Source organism: Actinobacillus porcinus (assembly GCF_901764995.1).
GTDB lineage: Bacteria > Pseudomonadota > Gammaproteobacteria > Enterobacterales > Pasteurellaceae > Exercitatus > Exercitatus porcinus.
The window spans coordinates 189,811-212,173 of sequence record NZ_CABFKI010000001.1 but is presented as its reverse complement, the minus strand read 5'-3'; the positions used below and the strand labels follow the sequence as shown (position 1 = coordinate 212,173).

Below are 22,363 nucleotides of genomic sequence, written 5' to 3'. Positions count from 1 at the left end.
TAAGTATTTAATAATAAAAGAAAACCTGCATCGAAGGAGCAGGAATGCTTACTTTTTTCTCTGTATATATAGACAAAAAGCCCGAGAATTATACATTTTTCGGGCTAAAAATCAAGATTTATGTGGTGTTTGTTCTGCTTTTATGACAAAAGTGCGGTTAAATTTTAACGAATTTCCGCCACCCCATTTTCCGCGCGAATCACGCCATTTTTCATAGCATTTTCCAGCAAACGATCATTTTCAGGCAATGATGCGCGCGGGGCTTCGTTGTGCCACAAATGATAAGCAATGGCGGCAAATTTAATCGTGGCAATTTTGCCGCCGTTATTAAAGAAACGCGCCACAAATTCACTATCTTCACGCCCCCAACCCACAAAGTCATTATTAAATCCATTAATTGCCAAAGCATCTTCACGGAAAAAGCCCATATTACAACCACGGATATTTTTATAATAATGACGCTTTTCTTTTTTCAACAAAACATTGGCTAACAAAGGACTATGAATTGCGGAAAAGCGTTTTTCAAATCGTTTTTCCAAGCCTTTTTCATACCATTTCAACGGGCGATAGCAATCAAGTGCGGACAATAATTCTGCTGTTTTTGCTTCAGGTAAAACAATACGTCCACCTTGCACATAAACACCTTTTTTCGCCGCATTTTTATGATCGGCAATAAACTCAGGATGCATCACCATATCGCCATCAATAATCACCACATAATCACAGCTCGCCATTGCCAATGCACGATTGCGCGATTCTGCCAAACGAAAACCGTCATCAGGTTGCCAAGCGTGCTTCACCGGCACAGGACAACGCGCCGCAAACGCATCAATCACCGCTTTGGTCTCTTCTCTCGAACCATCATCTGCCACAATCACTTCATCAGGCAAAACACGCTGCGCCAGCACAGAATTCAGCACCAATTGCAACGCGTCAGGGCGATTATAAGTGGTAATAATTAATGATGTGGTTAACGCCTGATTGGCTTCCGCTAATTTCACGTATTTATAATAGGCACCGCTGGCGTTCGCAAAGCTAATCACAAAACCGTCAGCCCCCGACATAAACCCGCGTTTTAACAAATAATTTTTAACAAATCCCGACAGCCCATGTCCAATGGCAGAAAGTACTGACGCGCGTTTGCGGAATTTTTGTTGTTCCGCAAACAGCGATGTGTATTGCTGCATTTTATTGATTAATCCCACCGCACTATCAAAGGAATAATGATTAAAACTATGCTGCAATCTCACCAATTCCACATTCGGCGGAATCTCTAAGCATTCGTGAACCTGTTTATTATTAAACGTCACCACAGTGCGATTGTATAAACGTTTCACATAATCAGGATACCAACCACAGGTTTTAATCGGTTTGCCACGATAATGATTAATACGTAAAATGGAATACACCTTATTCACATCCGCAAAATTCAACAGACGAATTTCATTCACCAACTCCGCCGGGAAAATCTCATCGCTGTCAATATTAATAATCCAATCATTACGCGCAAAACCAGCCGCTAAATTTTTCATCGGCCCAAAACCGTTGAACTCGTGAAAATGAATGCTCACATTATCAAACTGCTCAGCGATAGTTAAGGTTTTATCGGTTGACCCGTTATCCAATAAAATAATTTCATCAAAATCTGCCAACGCCGTTAACACAGCCGGCAAATACTTCTCAGCATTTTTCACTAACATCGTGACAGAAACAGGGATTTTGCTCATAGTATTCTCTATAAAGTGCGGTTAATATGCTCGCTATTTTAACCGCACTTTATAGCAAAACCAACCAATAACCTTTATAATCGCCAAATCATTCTCATTAAAGGTAATGTTATGAAAACAATGAAAAAACTGACCGCACTTTGCGCGGTAGCTTTGCTGGCAGCTTGTATATCAAGCGCACAAATGAATCAACAAGCCGAAGGCGATTACGCTTCTGTCGTCAAACAAGCGCAAGATAAAAACCTTGTAGATTACAACTCACCAACAGCCAAACGCATCCAAACCATCTTCCGTACCATGGTGCCTTATGCCGACCAAGAAAACAAAACCGGGGAAAAATTCAATTGGCGTATGACCGTGGTCAAAAGCGATGAATTGAACGCTTGGGCAATGGCGGGTGGAAAAATGATGTTCTACACAGGATTAGTGGAAAAATTAAAGTTAACAGATGATGAAATTGCGGTCGTGATGGGGCACGAAATGGCGCATGCGTTGCAAGAACATAGTAAATCTGCGCAAAATTTAGGTATCGCCACCAGCATTCTCGGCACAGTTGCGGATGCTGCTGTTTCTGTCGCCATCGGAGCGGACACAGGCGGATTAATCAGCACAGGCGTTCAATTAGGCGTAGATATGCCTTACAGCCGTAGCAATGAAACAGAAGCCGATGAAGTGGGCTTAATTTTAATGGCAAAATCAGGCTACAACCCTCAAGCCGCGCCAAACTTATGGAAAAAAATGCAAGCAGCGTCAGGTTCTGGCGGCGGTGGTATTTTCTCTACTCACCCAAGCGATGAATCTCGCCAAGAAAACTTACAGCGCTTATTGCCAGAAGCGATGAAATATTACAAGCCTAGAATATAGTGAGATATTATTTTCTTATTCAGCGTTGACTGCACAGGACTTATTTTTCGGCAAACTCAACGACCGCCTTGTACTAGTGCAACATGACATTACAAAAAATTCGCCCCCTATATGAAGTCTGCATATAGGGGCTTTTGTTTAAGAGATATAAAGCCTAGCAATGATGTTGTTGACGGTAAGCAATTAAATCTTCGATAGTCATTATGGCGTAACCAAATTCTTGAGCAAATTTCACCAATTCAGGCGTTCTTGCCATAGTGCCGTCATCATTTGTAATTTCACAAATCACCCCCGCTTCTTTAAACCCTGCTAAACGCGCTAAATCCACTGCGGCTTCCGTGTGTCCTTGACGGGTAAATACGCCCCCTTTTGCTGCACGTAACGGGAAAATATGACCTGGGCGATGTAAGTCTTGCGGTTTGGCACCGTCTTTAATCGCCGCTTTAATGGTCATCACACGATCGGCAGCGGAAACCCCGGTTGACACTCCTGTCGCCGCTTCAATGGTAACCGTAAACGCGGTTTTGTTTACGCTGGTGTTATCAGAAACCATCGGTGGCAAATCTAGCTGTTGGCATAATTCATCCGTAATACATAAACAGACAATACCGCTACCATAGCGAATCAATTTTGCCATTTGTTCAGCGGTGATAGTTTCCGCGGGGAAAATAAGATCGCCTTCGTTTTCGCGATTTTCATCGTCTAAAACAAGAACACCGTTGCCTTGTTTGAAAGCATTGATTGCATTGATGACACGCTCTTCTGCTGTGCCAAATTGAGCTAATAAAGACTGATTCATAGTAAATACCTTTTTTAATGTTATGAAATACCAGAATCAGGGCGTAAGAAATGACAAAAAACAAGTTTTGGACAAAACTTGTCAGATTGCTGACAAAGTTCATCTTTGAGAAGCCACCTAGCACGAGCCGTGCTAGGTTCGTTAAACCCAGCCCCGCCGGGGCTGAATAGAAGAGCCGCAGAGTGGCTCAGATTATGCAACCCTATACGGCTCGTATAGGGTTTGTCATCACTCTAAACTTGTTTATTCTCTTTCATCCAGACTTTCACTGTTGGCTTTGGAATTTCACCAAATCTGCTGACTTTGTGTATGGGTTATACACAAACGCTCGCGGGCTTGACCGCCAGTAGGGAATTACACCCTGCCCTGAGAACGGACTTATTATAGAGAAAGGGAAATATAAAGAAAAGGAATTAATGAGAAAATTTAAAAGGGTGCGCAACACACCCTTTGTATTTTAATACTTCACTTCATGCCCATAACTTTCAAGCAAAGCTTTGATATGTTCCATAGATTCTTTTGTTGGTGGTTTTACATCTTCCAATTTGTATTCATCACCTAAAACCGCCCATTTATGCGCGCCTAAACGGTGATAAGGAAGCAGCTCAATTTTCTCGATATTTTTCATATTTTGAGTAAATTGCCCCAATAAATGAAGATCTTCATCATTGTCCGTGTAACCCGGCACCACTACGTGACGGATCCACGTGCGTTGATTGCGTTTTTCCAAATATTTCGCAAACTCAATCACACGTTTATTCGGCACGCCGATTAAACTTTGATGCACACGGTCGTTCATTTGTTTCAAATCAAGCATCACCAAATCGGTGACATCCAGTAATTCATCAATAATATGATCATAATGACGCACAAAACCATTGGTATCTAAACAAGTGTGAATACCTTCCGCTTTACACGCACGGAACCAATCACGCACGAATTCAGCTTGTAACACCGCTTCACCACCTGAGGCCGTCACACCGCCACCTGTGGCATTCATAAAGTGACGATAGGTCACCACTTCTTTCATCAGTTCTTCCACGGAAATTTCTTTTCCGCCTTCCAAATCCCAAGTATCACGGTTGTGACAATATAAACATCTCATCAAACAACCTTGGAAAAACATAATAAAACGGATGCCGGGGCCATCCACCGTACCACATGATTCAAAGGAATGATATCTTCCTAAAAGTGCCATAAATTACGTCCTAAATATCTAAAAAAATTGGCATGATTGTAACAAATATTTAAACTTTTTTCAGAAAATTTATGTGCTTTTTTGATGAGATTACCAATTCCTACGATAGCAACCGTTCTCGCAAACCACTAAGCCTTGCAATTCTAAATCCAATAATTGGGTCAGTAATTCATTCACATCTAACCCACTTTTGACCACCAACTCATCCACGCTAATCAACTCGTGGTTAATCATTTCAAATAACGCAGGATGGTCAGGCTCAACCAGGGACGGGCGAGCCTTTGGCGCAGAAAGTTCGGGGTTTTTTACCGCACTTTGTGGTGTGAGCGAATTTGGCGAAACAGAGAAATGACTAGAGATAAAGGAATAAGTCGGCAAATTTTCCAAAATATCTTTTACATTTTCCACCAACATCGCCCCTTGCTTAATTAATTTATGGCAACCTTGGCTAAAGCTATTTTGTAAACTGCCCGGGATCGCAAATACATCGCGATTTTGCTCTAAGGCGAGACGTGCGGTAATCAGCGAGCCGCTTCGTTCCGTAGCTTCCACCACTAGAGTCGCCAAAGACAAACCGCTAATAATGCGATTTCGCCGCGGGAAATTGGCAGGAATGGGCGGTTGATTTGGAGCAAGTTCCGACACTAAAGCACCGCCATATTCCAGTATTTGTTGCGCTAATTTGCGGTGTTTGTTCGGGTAAATAGTCTGTAAACCATTGCCCAACACGCCAATCGTTTTGCCTTTAACGTCCACCACCGCTTGATGACTAAACCCATCAATTCCTAACGCTAACCCACTGGTTACAATGAGCCCAGCCGCCCAAAGTTCAGCGGCAAAATATTTCGCCCAATATTCGCCATAATTGCTGCAATAGCGACTGCCCACCATCGCAATTTGTGGCTCAGATAAAATGGAAACATCCCCTTGAACATATAACACAACAGGCGCATCCACAGTTTGCTTGAGCAAATAAGGATAATCCGGGTGTAAAAAATGCAGAATATGATTTTGTGGCTGTGTTGCCCATTCTAAAGCAGGTTGAATAAATTTCTGTTCAGGTTGAAACCAACGCTGAATTTGTGCCGGTTTCCACCCCATTGCCCGAAAGGCATCTTGGTCATAATCCAACAAATCCGTAACATTGACTTGTGTTAATAACTCATTAATGGCATTGGATCCTAACCGTGGAATTTGTTGTAACCGAAGAAAAATTTCTGTGTAATCTGTCATAAATTTCACCGCACTTTTGCGCAACTGCATAACATCCTATCACTATAAAAGCGCGGTGAAATTTAGCGAGTCTTTTATGTTCATTTTGGAATGGCGATCACAAAACTAATGTTGCAAGGTGTCCCAAAATGCCTTAATAATAGGCAAATCCAAACTACGTTTTTGCGTACAAATACCGAGTTCAAAAGGCTCAATAGGCAAATCTAAATGCAAGGCGGAAACTCGCGAATGTAACGGGCTGTTTTTAATCACCACATCAGGCAGCAAGGCAAGCCCACAACCTGATGCCACTAAAGGCATGATACCTTCGTGTCCCGATACTGTAGCGTAAATTTTGGGATGCTTGATTTTCTTTTCGCGCAACCATTGCTCAATCCGCTGACGCGCCATGCCATCTGCCGGCAAAATAAAGGGCATTTGTTGCCAATCTATAGGATCTTGCTGCAACAATTGTGTGGCGGTACAAGCAACCCTTGGGGCAATAAATGACAGCGAAATATTATCGATATGGTGAAAAGCCAACGTATTAGGAAAATTAACAGGGCGACCTGCTAACGCCAAATCTGCTTGTTGGCTTTGCACCTGTTGCACCGCCATCGCTGCATTTCCCGTGGTCAGTTGAATTTCCACTTTGGGATAACGCACGCGGAATTTTTCCAAGATTTGCGGTAAATGGCTGTAAGCTGCGGTCACGGAACAAAATAATCTCAATTCCCCCGATAACTCTTCCGAATTTGTCCGCACTTGTTGCTTAAACTGTTGCCAATTTGCCCAGTTTTGTTGGGCGAACTGTAAAAAATGCGTCCCGATTTCAGTGAGCAAAACCTTGCGATTGTCACGAATAAACAAGGCCTGTCCAATTTCTTCTTCCATTCGCTGAATTTGGCGCGAAAGCGTAGAAAGGGACATATGATTCTGTGTCGCTGTTTTGGTAAAAGATTGAGTTTGAGATAAATGAAGAAATATTTTTAGGTCATCAAAATTCATAACATTTCCACCGCACTTCCATTTTTTATTCTTGCAATATACGCAATATACAATTTCAATAATATCAATTTACGCAATATAAAAAAAGCGTATAATAACCGCGATTTCAACAAACCATTTATTCATAAGGAAAACAAAATGGCTAACTATTTCAACACATTAAACTTACGTGAAAAACTTGACCAATTAGGTCGTTGTCGTTTTATGGATCGCAGCGAATTTGCTGACGGTTGCAACTTCTTAAAAGGCAAAAAAATCGTGATCGTAGGTTGTGGTGCGCAAGGTTTAAACCAAGGTTTAAATATGCGTGATTCCGGTTTAGATATTGCTTACGCATTACGTGCAGAAGCGATTGCAGAAAAACGTGCTTCATTCACACGTGCAACAGAAAATGGTTTTAAAGTTGGCACATATCAAGAGTTAATCCCAACTGCAGATTTAGTGATTAACTTAACGCCGGATAAACAACACTCAAAAGTCGTTGCAGATGTTATGCCATTAATGAAACAAGGCGCTGCATTTGGTTATTCACACGGTTTCAACATTGTTGAAGAAGGCGAGCAAATTCGTAAAGACATCACTGTTGTGATGACAGCACCAAAATGCCCGGGTACAGAAGTGCGTGAAGAATATAAACGTGGTTTTGGTGTGCCGACATTAATCGCTGTTCACCCTGAAAACGACCCGAAAGGCGAAGGTATGGCGATTGCGAAAGCGTGGGCAAGTGCGACAGGTGGCGACCGTGCGGGCGTGTTAGTGTCTTCATTCGTGGCAGAAGTAAAATCTGACTTAATGGGTGAGCAAACTATCCTTTGCGGTATGTTACAAGCAGGTTCTATCGTGTGCTACGACAAATTAGTGGCAGATGGTAAAGATCCGGCATATGCAAGCAAATTAATTCAATACGGCTGGGAAACCATTACCGAAGCGTTAAAACAAGGCGGTATCACATTAATGATGGATCGTCTTTCTAACTCAGCGAAAATCCGTGCCTTTGAATTAGCGGAAGAAATCAAAGCACAGTTAAACTTCTTATATTTAAAACATATGGATGACATCATCAGCGGTGAGTTCTCATCAACAATGATGGCTGACTGGGCAAACGGCGATGCAAACTTATTAAAATGGCGTGAAGAAACAGGCAAAACAGCGTTCGAAAATTCACCAAAAGCAGACGGTATCAAAATTTCTGAACAAGAATACTTCGATAACGGCGTAGTAATGGTTGCAATGGTGAAAGCGGGTGTTGAAATGGCATTCGATGCAATGGTGGCAAGCGGTATCTACGAAGAGTCTGCATACTATGAATCATTACACGAGCTTCCGTTAATCGCAAACACTATCGCTCGTAAACGTTTATACGAAATGAACGTGGTCATTTCAGATACAGCGGAATACGGTAACTACTTATTCTCACACGTTGCAACGCCAATTCTTGCAGAGAAATTAATCCCGATGTTACAAAAAGGCGATTTAGGCGAACCAACACCAACCGTTGAAATCGACAATGTGTACTTACGTGATATTAACGATGCAATCCGCAACCACCCGGTTGAGTTAATCGGTCAAGAATTGCGTGGTTATATGACAGATATGAAACGCATCGCTGTTGGCGACTAATTTTTAGTGATTGAAAAGCCTGCTATGGAAATAGTGGGCTTTTTATGTTTTTTCTTTAAGGATATTTTGATATGAAAAAATTTCAACTTAGTGCAATTACAGCAAGTTTAATGTTTGCTTTTTCAAATGCTTATGCGGCAGATATTAATCATACTTGTAATGATCAAACGCAGTGTAATTATGGGTTGTTCTATAAGGGATATACAAACCTATCTACAAATGAACGTAAAACTGACAGATATTGGATTTTAAATAGTAATACAGAAGCCCCATTAGGTGTCTATGAAGATAACTTAAAAGCTAGAGTTGTTCCACAGCACTATCAAAATACAGCGGCAACAGAGTCCACTACTACTCCTAGTTATTCTACCTATTTAATTTCTGTTTCAAATTATGCAGACTTTAATCCTATCACTGACAAAAGGGAAGAAACCCTAAATAACGCATATATTACTATTCCAACCGGCACAACAGCAACATTATCAGAATTATCAGGAAATGGAGATATTTTGAATCTTGCTAATGTGAATGCCGTCATAGAAAAAGGGGTAAAATTTACTTTAGAGCCAAACTTTGAAGAAAAATATGATTTAGACGATAGTTATTTTTCAAATGCTATTCATGCCACCGGTAAACATGCGAACGTAACTACTTCTGCTGATATTATTGTTAATGCAACCGAAGCAACGGGTATTGATATAGACAACGAAGCAAAATTAACTGCAAAAGATCACACAATTACACTCAATAGTGCTGAAGCTTGGGGTATTGAAATTAATAGTGGTGCACAAGCAATCATTAATAATGTTAGTATCTCTGGCAGCAATTATAATCAATCAGGTATTGGTATAGGCTACCCAAACTCTTACGTTCAAGTAAATAATAGCTCAATTTCCTTAACTAACGACACTTTAACTTCAGGCATCAACTTATATAGCGGTAAAGCTGAAGTAAATAATAGTCAAATTGAAGCACAATATGCAATTACTGCCGATGCTTTTGGTTATACAGGACAAGATCGCTCTATAACAGGTAATCATAATGTTATTAACATTACAAACAGTACATTTACTGGGCGAGACGCGCTACTTTCAGTTAATCCAGATACGGATGAAAACCCTGATGTAGATCAGTTTATGGCGCATAGCACGACATTAAATGCTGAAAATAGTAACCTTTACGGTGCAGTCAAAACAAATACCTATTCCGATGATATTCAAACACCAGAATGGTTTAAAAATAATGTATCAATGACTCTGAAAAACAGCCAGTGGACAATCAACAACGATAGCGAAGTTGATCTTCTTGCTGTATCTAAATCTAACATTACATTTGAGCCATCTAGCTCTGCTTTTAAAACATTAGCAATTACTGATCTCATCGGTAACGCAAACTTTACATTGAATACCGATCTTGCCAGCCAACAATCCGACAAAATTGTGGTAACCGGATCGGATAGCGGTTCATTTGGTTTAAACATTAAGGATTCAGGCAATGAACCTAATGCTGCAAAAGGTCGAGTAACGCTTGTTGAAACCGCAACAGGTACCGCAAAATTTGCCTTGTTAGGCAAAGATTATGTCGATGCCGGTGCGTATCGCTATCATTTAAATCAAGAAGGGAATAATTGGGTGCTTTCTAATAAAGCAGGTGAACAAGCCTCACCTTCTACATCAGCAAATCAAGGAAGTAGCCAAACGGGAGGAAATTCGCAATCTTCCTCATCAACCAACCAAGAAAATAACCAAGCTGGTGGAAATTCCCAATCTTCTTCATCTAACAATCAAGGGAATAGTCAATCAAGTACAAATACTGGTTCAAATGCTGGTACTGGTACAAGCTCAGGATCAGGCTCAACAGCGACACCTCAAGTCGCTCTCAGCGAAAAATCCAACGCCCTTGTTTCCCTTCGCCAAGCACAACTTGCTTTAGTGGAAAGCAATCTGGAAGGCTTGCACCAACGTTTAGGTGAGTTGAAAAATGGCGAAAAAGGCAATGTGTGGGTGCGTAATGTAAACTCACGCAATAAATTTGACTCGACCCGTACCGCAAGCGATTCGCACTCATCAGGCTTTGAGCAAGATGTTCACAGCGTTCAACTGGGTGCAGATGCCGCTTTAACCGACAATATCCGCTTAGGTGGCTTTGTAGGTAACGCACGTTCTGATGTGGATTTTGATGGAAAATACGGTTCAGGCAAAGTAAAAACTCAATCCCTCGGTCTTTACGGCACTTACCTTGCCAACAACGGCTTCTACTGGGATAACGTGGCAAAATATGAATATGTGAAATCCGAATCAGCAAGCACAGGTAAACGCAAATACAATGCCTACACCCTTTCTACTGAAATCGGTCGCATTCATCAGCTAGGTCAAGGCTGGACGGTTACCCCACAAATTCAAGCAGCGTGGACAAAATTATCCAGCCAAAGCGATGAAGAACGCTTATCTGCCTTAACCGCCCGTGCCGGTGTGCGTGTGGCGAAAGCGATTGAGTTCGATGGCTGGAAACTTCAACCTTATGCGGAAGTGAATGGCATTACTACACAGACGAATAACAATCAGGTTCGTGTAAACCAACATCGCTTTGAAGTTTCTGATGTAGAGGAAGGCAAAGGAAGATTCCAAACGGCTTTAGGGGTGAACGCTGCCGTAGGCAATCATAGATTTGGCTTAGAAGGTGAAATTACTAACGGTAAATACTTAGATCAGCCGTATAAAGTCCAAGCGGTTTATCGTTATAGTTGGTAACTGGCTAAGCGAGCTATTTCATAATCTATAAACACAAAAACCACAAGATATCCTGACTTGTGGTTTTTTATTAGGTTATGTTTAGGTGTAATAGACAAATTTGTTGCTATTACACCATGTTTCTTTATTTTCGGATTTTGGCAAAATGGGCAATTTTTTGTTTATATTTCAAAAATAGGGCTTAAAGCCTTGTACTATAAGGCCTTAAGCCAGTTTTTAGCAACAAATTTGTCTATTACACCACTTTATTTCTAGCTATGACAATCTCTTCACATTAACGGCGTGGTAAATAACGCGTTGGATCCACCGATTTCCCTTTGTAGCGAATCTCAAAGTGGAGTTTATTGCTGGTTGTGCCCGAGCTACCTAATTTCGCAATTTGTTGACCTGCGCTAACCTGTTGCTGATCGCTGACAGAAATGCTGTCGTTGTGCGCATAAGCACTCAAGAAATCATCATCATGTTTAATGATGATTAAATTACCATAACCGCGTAAGGCGTTACCGGCATAAACCACACGACCGGGTGCCGCAGCGTAAACCGCTTGACCTTTTGACCCTGCGATATCAATCCCTTTATTACCGCCGTCTGAATTTGAGAAGCCTTGTACCACTTTACCTGTTGTTGGCCATTGCCAATTAATGCCGGATGCCGGCGCAGTCGTTTGGCTTGTGGAACTTGAATAGCTTGGCGAACCCGCTGCCGCCACAACACCGGCGGTTGTCGCTGCTGTACCAACGCCTGCTTTCACACCGGTTGAAACGGTATTGGTTACCGCAGAGGCAGAGCCTGCCGCCGCTTTAACAGGGCCCGTTACCGTGCCATCCGAACCATATTGCGTGCCATTTGCGGCTTGCGTATAGGTTACTTGTGGCTCAACCGGCACCGTCACTTCATTACACACTTGTTCCGTTGTCGTGGTGCTTGATGCCGCCCCATTGGACACTTTCAAAGTCTGACCCACTTTTAAGTTATAAGGCTCTTTCATACCGTTTAAGGTAGCCAATTCTTTTACATCAATACCCGCAATATAGGCGATTAAGAACATGGTATCGCCTTTTTTCACCGTATATTCATTCCCTTTATAAAAGCCCTTGTCAATTTTGCTGTAATCCGGCGCGTTGGTTTGTGCATTACGTGGAATGTTCACATTTTGACTTTGATTTCCCGCCGCCGGTTTGGTTTTTTGAACGGTTTTACATACGGTTTTTGTAGTCGTGGTCGGTTGAGTATTAATTTGTTGGTTAAACTGCGGTTGTGGATTGACCGCCGGTGCCATGGTGCCTACTTGATTGGCAATAGGCTGATTCACCACCGGGGCATTCATGCCCGCCGGCATAGCACTTTGCTGAACCTGTGGCTCCCAAGCACTTCCACCTGTGCTCTCAATAGGTTGGATCGGTTGTGGTGATAAAGTTCCATCCACGCTATCAACAGGGGCCGGCGATGATGATGTACAGCCGGCTAATATCGCTGCTGCAATAGGTAATAATAAAAATGTCTTTTTCATTCTGCGCTCTCTCATTTATTTCATATTTGCAGGCATACTGCTTTGTTCCACTTCAGGCATAAAACCACCGCCTTCCACCGCGCCGGTACCATCCACCGGTTGCATAATGCCATCCGGCAACGCATCCGGATCAACAGGTTTTGGCGAAGAACAAGCTGCCAACACAGCCGTTATAGACAACAAAAAAGCAAATTTTTTCATCTTATATCCTTTAACGTAAAATTAAATAAGCAATCACGGCTAGCACAACCACTGACCAACCAATCACTTCGATAGAACGGCGAAGTTTTGCCGCAAATTTTTCGCCACCCCAAGCGGCTAATTTTGCCACCAACAAAAAGCGCGCAGCACGCGAAACAAAGGCGGTTGCCACAAACGGAAGAAACGCCATTTGCATCACCCCCGCCGCAATGGTGAAAACCTTATAAGGAATCGGCGAGAAGCCTGCCACAAATACCACTAACACGCCCCATTGCTTAAACCAAGAAATCGCCGTATCCCAATGGGCTTGATAACCTAACTTAATAATATATTCTTGCACAAAATCAAACGCATAATAACCGATAGCATAACCAATCATACCACCCAACACAGAAGCTACCGTGGTAAATAAAGCAAATTTCACCGCACTTTGTGGCTTTGACATCGACATTGGAATTAACATCACATCAGGCGGAATCGGGAAGAAAATGGCTTCAATAAAACTCACAAAACTCAACCAAAACGCCGCTAAACGGTGTTTTGACCATTCCATGGTTTTATCGTACATCGCACCAAAAATTTTCATTAGAAATCTCTTTATCAAGTAAAAACAAACGCGATATTACGTAGCAGTAGCACAAGACGGTCGTTGAGCCTGTCGAAACGTAAGTCTTGTGCAACAAACGCTGAAATAGCTTATAGTTCGACAGGCTCACTAACCGTGGTTCGACAAGCTCACCAACCGCCATTTCAGCTTTGTGCAAGGGTTACATAATACCGAAAAAACGCATTATTATTCACTTTCTAACCAATTTTGTAAAGATTGAATTGAACGGTGTGCCGTTAAATCCGCTTGAATCGGGGTAATGGAAACATAGCCGTTTTTTACGGCATCAAAGTCCGTTCCCGCGCCGGCATCTTCAGGCAATCCCGGTGGTCCAATCCAATAAATATTTTCACCACGTGGATCCTGCTGTTTAATAATTTCTGCAGCAGAAGTGCGGTTTCCCAAACGGCAAATTTTGATCCCTTTAATGTCTTCATAAGGCAAATCAGGCACATTAATATTGATAATTTCCCGTGAATTTAACAGCTCGCCGTGCAAGCGTGGAATTAAATCACACACAATTTTCGCCGCACTTTCATAATGTTGACGACCATCAAGGGACACCGCCACCGCAGGCAATCCTAAATAACGCCCTTCAAACGCGGCTGCCACCGTGCCTGAATAAAGGGTATCATCGCCCAAATTGGCGCCGGCATTAATCCCCGACACCACCAAATCAATTTTACCCGTTAAAAAACCGTTCAATGCCAAATGCACACAATCCGCCGGCGTACCATTGATACAATAATCCCCATTGTCCAATTGGCGTGGGCGCAAGGGTTCAATCAACGTTAAAGAATTAGATGCGGCACTGCGATTGCGATCGGGCGCAACAATAATCACATCCGCAAATTTCCGCAATTCGCGCGCCAGAATTTGAATGCCTTCGGCATGATAACCGTCATCATTAGAAAGTAATATATTCATCTTTAAGACCTTTTTTGGATTTGCTTGCGTTTAAGTGTAAAGGATTTTATTGGGTTGTGCTATTTTTTACATGGGATTTTTTGATGTGGCTGTACGGGCGAAATATTTTTCGCCCCGATATTGCCGATGATTTTGGGGCAAAAAATGTTTTGCCCCTACAACCATAATCCTTGACTGCCCGCGATAAAAAAGCCACTAGTTTCCTAGTGGCAAAATCACATCGAAAAAAACAATAAGTAGCGATTATGAATGTTTATTTAGATGAAACCTGTTTTAAGAAAATTTGGCGTGGGGATTTTAAGCCTAATTTTTCTGCTTCGTTCACTAAATTTAATGCTTTATTGACATCGTTCGCTTTTAACGCTTTGGTCACAGCTTGATTGAAATACGCTTCCGTGTCTTTGTCCACGGCAGTGGTAACCGCTTGGGCTTGAGTTGCTTGTGGGGCAACAGGTTGTGTGGCGCCCACTTGTTTGCTTGGTTTATTGCCGGTGAAAACCGCGGTCGGTAAACCGATAAATTTGGTGCCGTTAGAATTGCTTACATTTAAGCTAATTTCACCGTTTAAGCTATGTTTTACTTCAATATCGTTAATGGCGGGCGGTTGTTTGCCTGTGGCTTTCGCATACACTTTCGCAGGGTGCGGCACCATGGTAGTTTTGGCTAAATCTTGTTGTGTGGTGTAAACCAATAAATATAAATAATCTTGTCCTGCCGCCGGGGTGAGATTTAAGTCGGCAACAAAGCGGTTGCCTTTAAAGCCGCCTTCTTCTTTAAATTTGAATTCGCTAGAAGGGTACGTGGCTGCCACATTAAATTGGCTATCTAAAACCACTGCCGTTGGGACAAAAACGTGGTCTTCTAATACCGGGCTTTCGATTTCAATTTCCACGGTGCCTTGGTTTGCCGGGATACGATAGGCTGCCACTGGGCTGGCAACGCCGGCAAATGAATTAGTAAAGGCTTGTTTTTGTTGCTCTGTTAACGTAGTTTTTAAGGTTTGGTCAAAGGCGATATCTTGCCATTGAACTTGCGCTAATTCTGTTGAGTTAATATGAACGGGTGTACCGACAGAACTATTTGCCATACTCGGTAAAACAACAAACATATTAGTTAACAAAAGTGCGGTCGAAAATAATGCTTTTTTCATATTAACCTCGGGGATTAAAGGGTTTTATTTGGGTTATATGGGAATAAGGACAGGGATAATCCCTGTCCCTTTGGTGAGATCATCTGTTGATGATTACCACCAAGCTTCAAATTGTACACCAGCTACAAATTCAGCATCTTTTGCTTTGTAACCTGCATTTGTGCGGTCTGTGATGTTAAATTTGTCGTTCCAGTGTCCGTAAGTACCGAATACACGGATAGCAGGGCGCGCCCAAATGCTGTCGCCGGCTTGCCATTGTTGTGCAAGGGTCACTTTCGCTAGGTCGTTTTTCTTACCTGTTGCTTGGTCTTTAACGCGGTCGTAGCCCACTTCAAACAATGTGCTCATGGTTTTATTCCATTTATACATTGGGCGGATACCTGCTGAGTACCAAGTTTTACCTTGTTTGTTATCTAAATCTGTTTTTTCATAGAGTAATGTGTACATCATCTCTACTTTTGGACTAAATTGAACAACACCATGGTCAATAAAACGCAACATATGACCATTGTTATCCACTTTTGAACCTTGAGAGTGACCTGAATTCCATGAAGTCATTGAGTCAGTTGCATATTGTGCTACAAATTTATTGAAACCACCGAAGAACTCGCCTTGAGTGTGTTCCAATGTAATCATATAACCGTTTTTACTTGCATTTGGTTCAAATTCATAACCGTTTTGAGTGTGTGCGTTACCGTAGTCAAAACCAATTTCTAATTTACCATTTGGATTGACATTTAATTCAGCTAAACGAATATCGAATACATCGTTATAAACATTAGCTTTACGTTCTTCGATTTTGTCTTTGATTTGACCGTCTTTTGGATCAATGTAGTAAACTTTATCTTTACCGTAGTTTACGGTACCACCAGCTTCAGTATTACGTGTTACTGCAAGAGATAATTTACCAAAGCCTAAATCAATACCTTCAACCCCTGCACCAGGACCTGAAATATCCCAGTAGTAGTAGTCAAGCATATGTGCGTCATGACGTTGGTAGAAACGTTTACCTGCCCATAATGTAGCCCCCGGTAATACACCTTCGGCAAAGTTTTTAAATTGAACGTTAATTTCACGTAATGCCGGGCTTGTTGATTCCCAGTCAACTTGTTGATCAACCGAGTAAGCTAAGTTGGTATCTAAATAAATAGATTGGTTACCATCTTTGTAAAGCTCTTGACCTAATTTAAATTCTGCATAGGTTTCAGTTTCGTTACCTAAACGGTATTTTTTAGGTGCACCATTTGCTTGAAGAGCCATTTGCTCACCACCACCTGATGTCCAGCCAATACCTGAACGGGCGTAACCGTGGAAATCAACCGCTGCTGCGCTTGTAGCAAACATTGCTGAACCGATAGCAAGTGCTAGAAGAGTTTTTTTGCTGTTCATAATAGACCTCACTTTGAGTATTCAATTTTCTTAGGTTATATCAAAAAGATTTAACGCCTTTGAAATTAAACGCCTTTTTCCTTGTGTAAGCGTTGACAAGCCGTTCCATCTTCTTTAAATAGGTGGCAACGTTCCGGCACGATACCGATGTCCATTTCGTCATTTTCTTGCGCTAACATAATGTCGCTACAACGATAAACGAGAGACGGTTTTTTGATTTCCGGAATTTCTAAGTGAATTTGGGTTTCGTTCCCTAACACTTCCACAATTTTCACAATACCGTGTAAGGAAACCGGCGCTTGATCTGCAGGAACCAAATGCTCTGGGCGAATCCCTAAGGATAAAATTTGCCCCACATGCACGCCATCCCCCACCACAGGGATCCAGAAATTATGATGATTTGCATCGGGTAATTCGATTTTCACTCTTTCTTTTTCTACCGCCACCACTTTGACCGGTAAGAAATTCATTTTTGGCGAACCGATAAAGCCCGCAACGAAACGATTTGCCGGGTAGTGGTAAAGCTCTAATGGTTTGCCCACTTGTGCTACGTTGGTCGTAATAGTTGGGTCGTTGCCAAGCGGTTGAAGCACCACGATTTTATCCGCCAAAGTCATGGCTTCAATTTGGTCGTGGGTCACGTAAATCATAGTACGACCTAATTTTTTGTGTAATTTTGAGATTTCCACACGCATTTGCACACGTAAGGCGGCATCAAGGTTTGAAAGGGGTTCGTCAAGTAAGAAAACTTCGGGTTGAGAAACCAGCGTACGACCAATGGCAACACGTTGACGTTGACCGCCTGATAAGGCTTTTGGTTTGCGGTCTAATAAGTGGGCAAGTTGTAAAATTTCCGCCACTTCGTTTACACGTTGATCGCGCTCTGCTTTGCTTACGCCGGCTAATTTAAGTCCAAAAGACATGTTTTCTGCTACGTCTAAATGCGGATAAAGGGCGTAGGATTGGAACACCATACCGATACCACGTTTAGACGGCTCGATGTCATTCATTAATTTTTCACCGATATGAAGCTCACCTGCGGTAATATCTTCAAGCCCTGCAATCATTCTTAACAAGGTTGATTTACCACAGCCGGACGGGCCGACAAAAACCACGAATTCGCCTTCTTTAATATCAAGGTTAACGCCTTTTGTAATATGCACATCACCGTAAGACTTACCAACATTACGTAAAACGACATCTGCCATAATTGAACCTCTAATTACTGGAACACAATTTTTGCTGAATGATGACCCTTTTGAGACAGGAAAAAATCATCCTCTACAAAAAAATCTTAGGCTGAAACAAATTGAAGCTTTTTTCGCTCCAAAAAAATATTTTCTATTTTTAATCGGCATTTTTGTGATCTAGGTCACATTTTAATCGCTAAATTTTGTGACACAGATCACACTTTTTCCGTCATACTCGCAAAAATGCGATCTAATTCAAATTTATTGGCGTGGGGGCGTAGAAAGGGGGATGATAACAATGGTTTATTATTCATCATAATGAACCCAATTTTATTCTGTCTGACTAGGAGTCAATTATGAAAAAGAAAATTCTTACTTTAACATTAACTGCAGTGGCAGCCGCTGTTTTATCTACTTCTGTAATGGCAAAAATGACAGAAGGTAAACTGGTTATTTGGATTAACGGCGACAAAGGCTATAACGGCTTAGCGGAAGTGGGTAAAAAATTTGAGAAAGACACCGGTGTTCAAGTTTTAGTGGAACACCCGGATCGTTTAGAAGAAAAATTTGCGCAAGTGGCGTCAACAGGTGACGGCCCTGATGTAATTTTCTGGGCGCACGACCGTTTTGGTGGCTATGCACAATCAGGTTTATTAACGGAAGTGACTCCGAGCAAAGAATTTAAAGATAAATTCGTGGATTTCGCTTGGGATGCGGAAACCTATAACGGCAAAGTGATTGGTTACCCGGTAGCGATTGAAGCAATTTCATTAATTTACAACAAAAAACTCACTCCAACCCCACCAAAAACATGGGAAGAAATTCTTGAGTTAGATAAAAAACTCAAAAAAGAAGGCAAAAACGCCATTATGTGGAACCTTTCTGAACCTTACTTCACATGGCCGGTGGTGGCTTCTAACGGTGGTTACGCCTTTAAATTTGCCAACGGTAAATATGACGTTAACGATATTGGTGTGAACAATGAAGGTTCTATCAAAGCACTTCAATTCGTTGTTGATATGGTGAAAAACAAAAATATCAGCGCGGATATGGACTACGCGATTGCGGAAGCCTCATTCAATAAAGGTCAAACCGCATTAACCATTAATGGTCCTTGGTCTTGGGGCAATATTGAGAAAAGCGGTATCGATTACGGCGTAGCGGTATTACCAACTTTGAACGGTCAAGCATCTAAACCGTTTGTAGGCGTATTAAGCGCAGGGATTAACTCAGCCAGCCCAAATAAAGACTTAGCCAAAGAGTTCTTAGAAAACTATCTATTAACTAACGAAGGTTTAGATGCTGTCAACAAAGATAAACCTTTGGGCGCGGTGGCATTAAAATCTTATCAAGAAGTGTTAGCGAAAGACTCTCGCATTGCGGCAACCATGGAAAATGCACAAAAAGGGGAAATTATGCCGAACATCCCTCAAATGACTGCATTCTGGTATGCTGAAAAATCAGCGATTAACAATGCGGTAACCGGTCGTCAAACGGTGAAAGAAGCCTTAGATGACGCACGTGCGCGTATCCAAAAACAATAAAATATAAATTCGTAGGATGGGTACTTTTGCTCATCCTACAAATACAAAATCACCCCTAAAGCGCGGTTTAAATTCGAGGTGTTTTTATGTCTGCACAATCACATCAACTCAGTTGGCTCAAAAAAGCATTAGTCAGTCTGATTCTATTTATTGACTTCTATTTTGTCTTTTTAATCTACTCTCAAGGCGAATACCTTTTTGCCCTTCTAACCTTAATCATTTTAACTTCGGGTATCTACATTTTTAGCAGCAAAAAAGTGTATGCTTGGCGTTATGTTTACCCGGGTATTATGGGGATGACGATTTTCATTCTGTTCCCCTTAGTGGCAACCATTGCTATCGCCTTTACCAATTACAGCGGTTCAAACCAATTAGCCTTTGACCGTGCGGTTTCTGTGCTTACAGAACAACGCTATTTTGCGGGCGATAAATATGACTTTAAACTTTATCCGCAAGCGGATGGTCAATATAAAATTGCCTTAACGAATTCCGCCACAGCACAAACCTTTGTTTCAGAGAATATCGCTTTAAATGCTAAAGAGGTGACAGTCACGGAACAAGCGGCACCGGAAAGCGAAGTCGCGCCACTTAAAGTTATTACACAAAATCGCGCCGCACTTCAGGCGATGAAAGTGATTCTGCCAAATAACAATGAATTGACCATGAGTTCTTTACGTCAATTCTCTGAACAAAAAGCCCGTTATAGTTTTGATGCGGAAAGCAAACTATTAACCAATAACGAAAACGGCAAAACCTATCGCGCCAATGATGATATTGGTTTCTTCCAAGCGGTTAATGCCTCAGGCGAATGGTTATCTGAAACCTTAGAACCGGGTTATACGGTGACGACAGGTTTCCATAATTTCGTCAAAATCTTTACCGATGAAGGCATTCAAAAACCCTTTATTCAAATCTTTATTTGGACAGTGATTTTCTCATTATTAACCGTTGTATTCACGGTAATTTTAGGGATGATTTTAGCCTGTTTAGTTCAATGGGAAGCCTTAAAAGGTCGTGCCGTTTATCGTTTATTATTAATCTTACCTTACGCCGTACCATCCTTTATTTCTATTTTGATTTTCAAAGGATTATTTAACCAGAGCTTTGGTGAAATCAATATGATCTTAAATCATCTCTTCGGTATTAGCCCTGAGTGGTTTAACGATCCATTCCTAGCCAAAGTGATGATTTTAATCGTCAATACTTGGTTGGGTTATCCTTATATGATGATTTTATGTATGGGCTTACTTAAAGCAATTCCGGCAGATCTTTATGAAGCCTCTGCCATGGATGGCGCATCAACATGGCAAAACTTCAGCAAAATTACATTCCCATTATTGTTGAAACCATTAACACCATTAATGATTGCCTCTTTTGCATTTAACTTTAACAACTTCGTGTTAATTCAATTATTAACCAATGGTCGCCCGGATATGATCGGCACAACCACACCGGCAGGTTATACCGACTTGTTAGTCAGCTACACTTACCGTATCGCCTTTGAAGGGGGTGGCTCACAAGACTTTGGTTTAGCCGCAGCCATTGCAACGATTATCTTCTTATTGGTGGGTGGTTTAGCCTTGTTAAATATCAAAGCCACCAAAATGGAATTATAAGCATTATTGAATTAAACCTTGCGTTTTAAGGAGTTTATATGGCGATTGTTCAATCTAAATCAATGCGTTATAAAGTATGGGCAACCCATTTAGTTTTAATCGCATTTCTCTCATTAATTATTTTTCCGTTACTTATGGTTATCGGTATTTCTTTGCGCCCCGGTAACCTAGCTATCGGTGATATTATTCCTACTCAAATTTCTTGGGAACATTGGCAAGCCGCATTGGGATTTGATGTGACTCATCCGGACGGTACAGTCACACCGCCGCCATTCCCTGTATTAACCTGGTTATGGAACTCAATTAAAGTTGCCACAGTGACATCTATAGGCATTGTGACCTTATCCACAACCTGTGCTTACGCTTTCGCGCGCATGAAATTCAAAGGTAAAAAAACCATCCTACAAGGCATGTTAATTTTCCAAATGTTCCCTGCCGTACTTTCATTAGTTGCCTTGTACGCCTTATTTGATCGTTTAGGTCAATACATTCCGTTCTTAGGTTTAAATACCCACGGCGGCGTAATCTTCGCCTATTTAGGCGGAATCGCGTTACATGTTTGGACCATTAAAGGCTACTTTGAAACCATCGATGGTTCATTGGAAGAAGCGGCTGCACTTGACGGTGCAACACCATGGCAAGCATTCCGCTTAATTTTATTACCACTGTCTGTGCCAATTTTAGCGGTAGTGTTCATTCTTTCCTTTATCGCTGCAATCACTGAAGTCCCTGTGGCGTCTTTATTATTGCGTGATGTGGAAAGCTACACCCTTGCGGTAGGTATGCAACAATATCTTTACCCACAAAACTATCTCTGGGGCGACTTTGCGGCGGCTGCCGTGTTATCTGCCATTCCTATTACCCTTGTGTTCTTATTAGCACAACGTTGGTTAATCGGTGGATTAACTGCAGGTGGTGTGAAGGGGTAATGGGGTAATGGCATAATATCAGAAAAATAAACCTAGCACGCGCCGTGCTAGGTTCGTTAAACCCAGCCCCTCTGGGGCTGAAAGGAAGAGCCGCAGAGCGGCTCAGATTAATGAACCCTATA

18 protein-coding genes and 1 riboswitch are annotated in these 22,363 nt (G+C 41.8%); of the genes, 6 read left to right on the top strand and 12 right to left on the bottom strand.

Features of this window, described 5'->3' with window-relative positions; translation table 11 throughout:
- Nucleotides 1-164 precede the first annotated feature (164 nt).
- Nucleotides 165-1,727 (bottom strand): glycosyltransferase family 2 protein, encoded by a 1,563-nt coding sequence (locus tag E7T07_RS00980; protein WP_135709067.1) that lies wholly within the window; start codon nt 1,725-1,727, stop codon nt 165-167.
- A gap of 111 nt (nt 1,728-1,838) precedes the next feature.
- Between E7T07_RS00980 and E7T07_RS00975 the strand changes: the two genes are divergently transcribed.
- Nucleotides 1,839-2,591: a M48 family metallopeptidase gene (locus E7T07_RS00975; RefSeq protein ID WP_135709066.1), complete on the top strand. Its 753-nt coding sequence runs from the start codon at nt 1,839-1,841 to the stop codon at nt 2,589-2,591.
- 154 nt (nt 2,592-2,745) lie between these two features.
- Here E7T07_RS00975 and ribB read toward each other — a convergent pair whose 3' ends face one another.
- From ribB to ilvY, 4 genes are all read right to left on the bottom strand, one after another.
- A complete protein-coding gene (gene ribB / locus E7T07_RS00970) occupies nt 2,746-3,390 on the bottom strand; it encodes a 3,4-dihydroxy-2-butanone-4-phosphate synthase (protein WP_135709065.1) in 645 nt (214 codons plus the stop codon).
- Nucleotides 3,391-3,631: 241 nt separating this feature from the next.
- A riboswitch (FMN riboswitch) is annotated at nt 3,632-3,768 on the bottom strand.
- A gap of 79 nt (nt 3,769-3,847) precedes the next feature.
- Nucleotides 3,848-4,588, bottom strand: a complete 741-nt coding sequence (gene pflA / locus E7T07_RS00965; RefSeq protein WP_135709064.1) for a pyruvate formate lyase 1-activating protein — start codon at nt 4,586-4,588, stop codon at nt 3,848-3,850.
- Between the two features lie 90 nt (nt 4,589-4,678).
- The gene (gene dprA / locus E7T07_RS00960; protein WP_135709063.1) at nt 4,679-5,821 is read right to left on the bottom strand and encodes a DNA-processing protein DprA; all 1,143 of its coding nucleotides are present in this window, start codon (nt 5,819-5,821) and stop codon (nt 4,679-4,681) included.
- A 105-nt stretch (nt 5,822-5,926) separates the two neighbouring features.
- A complete protein-coding gene (gene ilvY / locus E7T07_RS00955) occupies nt 5,927-6,808 on the bottom strand; it encodes an HTH-type transcriptional activator IlvY (protein WP_135709062.1) in 882 nt (293 codons plus the stop codon).
- A 138-nt stretch (nt 6,809-6,946) separates the two neighbouring features.
- On the opposite strand from ilvY, the gene ilvC reads away from it, so the two are divergent.
- The gene (ilvC, locus tag E7T07_RS00950) at nt 6,947-8,428 is read left to right on the top strand and encodes a ketol-acid reductoisomerase (protein ID WP_135709061.1); all 1,482 of its coding nucleotides are present in this window, start codon (nt 6,947-6,949) and stop codon (nt 8,426-8,428) included.
- Nucleotides 8,429-8,499: 71 nt separating this feature from the next.
- Nucleotides 8,500-11,178, top strand: a complete 2,679-nt coding sequence (locus E7T07_RS11060) for an autotransporter outer membrane beta-barrel domain-containing protein (RefSeq protein WP_246046056.1) — start codon at nt 8,500-8,502, stop codon at nt 11,176-11,178.
- Nucleotides 11,179-11,452: 274 nt separating this feature from the next.
- Here E7T07_RS11060 and nlpD read toward each other — a convergent pair whose 3' ends face one another.
- The 7 genes from nlpD to malK all read right to left on the bottom strand — a co-directional run bounded on the left by nlpD (nt 11,453) and on the right by malK (nt 18,170).
- Complete coding sequence (gene nlpD / locus E7T07_RS00940) at nt 11,453-12,688, bottom strand: murein hydrolase activator NlpD (RefSeq protein ID WP_135709060.1); 1,236 nt, start codon at nt 12,686-12,688, stop codon at nt 11,453-11,455.
- 15 nt (nt 12,689-12,703) lie between these two features.
- Nucleotides 12,704-12,889, bottom strand: a complete 186-nt coding sequence (locus tag E7T07_RS00935; protein WP_135709059.1) for a lipoprotein — start codon at nt 12,887-12,889, stop codon at nt 12,704-12,706.
- A gap of 10 nt (nt 12,890-12,899) precedes the next feature.
- The gene (locus tag E7T07_RS00930; RefSeq protein ID WP_135709058.1) at nt 12,900-13,475 is read right to left on the bottom strand and encodes a YqaA family protein; all 576 of its coding nucleotides are present in this window, start codon (nt 13,473-13,475) and stop codon (nt 12,900-12,902) included.
- Nucleotides 13,476-13,682: 207 nt separating this feature from the next.
- Entirely contained in the window at nt 13,683-14,423 is a 741-nt protein-coding gene (surE, locus tag E7T07_RS00925) for a 5'/3'-nucleotidase SurE (RefSeq protein ID WP_135709057.1), read from the bottom strand.
- A gap of 253 nt (nt 14,424-14,676) precedes the next feature.
- Nucleotides 14,677-15,573 carry a maltose operon protein MalM gene (gene malM, locus E7T07_RS00920; RefSeq protein WP_135709056.1) on the bottom strand — a complete coding sequence of 299 codons (897 nt, stop codon included), beginning with the start codon at nt 15,571-15,573 and terminating at the stop codon, nt 14,677-14,679.
- A gap of 93 nt (nt 15,574-15,666) precedes the next feature.
- Nucleotides 15,667-16,962 (bottom strand): maltoporin, encoded by a 1,296-nt coding sequence (locus E7T07_RS00915; RefSeq protein ID WP_135709055.1) that lies wholly within the window; start codon nt 16,960-16,962, stop codon nt 15,667-15,669.
- Between the two features lie 65 nt (nt 16,963-17,027).
- Nucleotides 17,028-18,170 (bottom strand): maltose/maltodextrin ABC transporter ATP-binding protein MalK, encoded by a 1,143-nt coding sequence (gene malK / locus E7T07_RS00910; protein ID WP_135709054.1) that lies wholly within the window; start codon nt 18,168-18,170, stop codon nt 17,028-17,030.
- A gap of 338 nt (nt 18,171-18,508) precedes the next feature.
- Between malK and malE the strand changes: the two genes are divergently transcribed.
- From malE to malG, 3 genes are all read left to right on the top strand, one after another.
- On the top strand, nt 18,509-19,696 hold the full coding sequence (gene malE, locus E7T07_RS00905) for a maltose/maltodextrin ABC transporter substrate-binding protein MalE (protein WP_135709053.1): 1,188 nt from the start codon (nt 18,509-18,511) through the stop codon (nt 19,694-19,696).
- Nucleotides 19,697-19,782: 86 nt separating this feature from the next.
- Nucleotides 19,783-21,312 carry a maltose ABC transporter permease MalF gene (gene malF, locus E7T07_RS00900; RefSeq protein ID WP_135709052.1) on the top strand — a complete coding sequence of 510 codons (1,530 nt, stop codon included), beginning with the start codon at nt 19,783-19,785 and terminating at the stop codon, nt 21,310-21,312.
- Nucleotides 21,313-21,350: 38 nt separating this feature from the next.
- Complete coding sequence (gene malG, locus E7T07_RS00895; RefSeq protein WP_135709051.1) at nt 21,351-22,241, top strand: maltose ABC transporter permease MalG; 891 nt, start codon at nt 21,351-21,353, stop codon at nt 22,239-22,241.
- Nucleotides 22,242-22,363 lie beyond the last annotated feature (122 nt).

Coding starts and splice junctions, on each gene's coding strand:
- ilvC (WP_135709061.1), top strand. CDS start 6,947: ATGGCTAACTATTTCAACACATTAAACTTACGTGAAAAACTTGACCAA.
- pflA (WP_135709064.1), bottom strand. CDS start 4,588: ATGGCACTTTTAGGAAGATATCATTCCTTTGAATCATGTGGTACGGTG.
- malM (WP_135709056.1), bottom strand. CDS start 15,573: ATGAAAAAAGCATTATTTTCGACCGCACTTTTGTTAACTAATATGTTT.
- E7T07_RS11060 (WP_246046056.1), top strand. CDS start 8,500: ATGAAAAAATTTCAACTTAGTGCAATTACAGCAAGTTTAATGTTTGCT.
- nlpD (WP_135709060.1), bottom strand. CDS start 12,688: ATGAAAAAGACATTTTTATTATTACCTATTGCAGCAGCGATATTAGCC.
- E7T07_RS00935 (WP_135709059.1), bottom strand. CDS start 12,889: ATGAAAAAATTTGCTTTTTTGTTGTCTATAACGGCTGTGTTGGCAGCT.
- malK (WP_135709054.1), bottom strand. CDS start 18,170: ATGGCAGATGTCGTTTTACGTAATGTTGGTAAGTCTTACGGTGATGTG.
- ilvY (WP_135709062.1), bottom strand. CDS start 6,808: ATGAATTTTGATGACCTAAAAATATTTCTTCATTTATCTCAAACTCAA.
- malF (WP_135709052.1), top strand. CDS start 19,783: ATGTCTGCACAATCACATCAACTCAGTTGGCTCAAAAAAGCATTAGTC.
- malG (WP_135709051.1), top strand. CDS start 21,351: ATGGCGATTGTTCAATCTAAATCAATGCGTTATAAAGTATGGGCAACC.
- E7T07_RS00980 (WP_135709067.1), bottom strand. CDS start 1,727: ATGAGCAAAATCCCTGTTTCTGTCACGATGTTAGTGAAAAATGCTGAG.
- E7T07_RS00915 (WP_135709055.1), bottom strand. CDS start 16,962: ATGAACAGCAAAAAAACTCTTCTAGCACTTGCTATCGGTTCAGCAATG.
- surE (WP_135709057.1), bottom strand. CDS start 14,423: ATGAATATATTACTTTCTAATGATGACGGTTATCATGCCGAAGGCATT.
- E7T07_RS00975 (WP_135709066.1), top strand. CDS start 1,839: ATGAAAACAATGAAAAAACTGACCGCACTTTGCGCGGTAGCTTTGCTG.
- dprA (WP_135709063.1), bottom strand. CDS start 5,821: ATGACAGATTACACAGAAATTTTTCTTCGGTTACAACAAATTCCACGG.
- malE (WP_135709053.1), top strand. CDS start 18,509: ATGAAAAAGAAAATTCTTACTTTAACATTAACTGCAGTGGCAGCCGCT.
- ribB (WP_135709065.1), bottom strand. CDS start 3,390: ATGAATCAGTCTTTATTAGCTCAATTTGGCACAGCAGAAGAGCGTGTC.
- E7T07_RS00930 (WP_135709058.1), bottom strand. CDS start 13,475: ATGAAAATTTTTGGTGCGATGTACGATAAAACCATGGAATGGTCAAAA.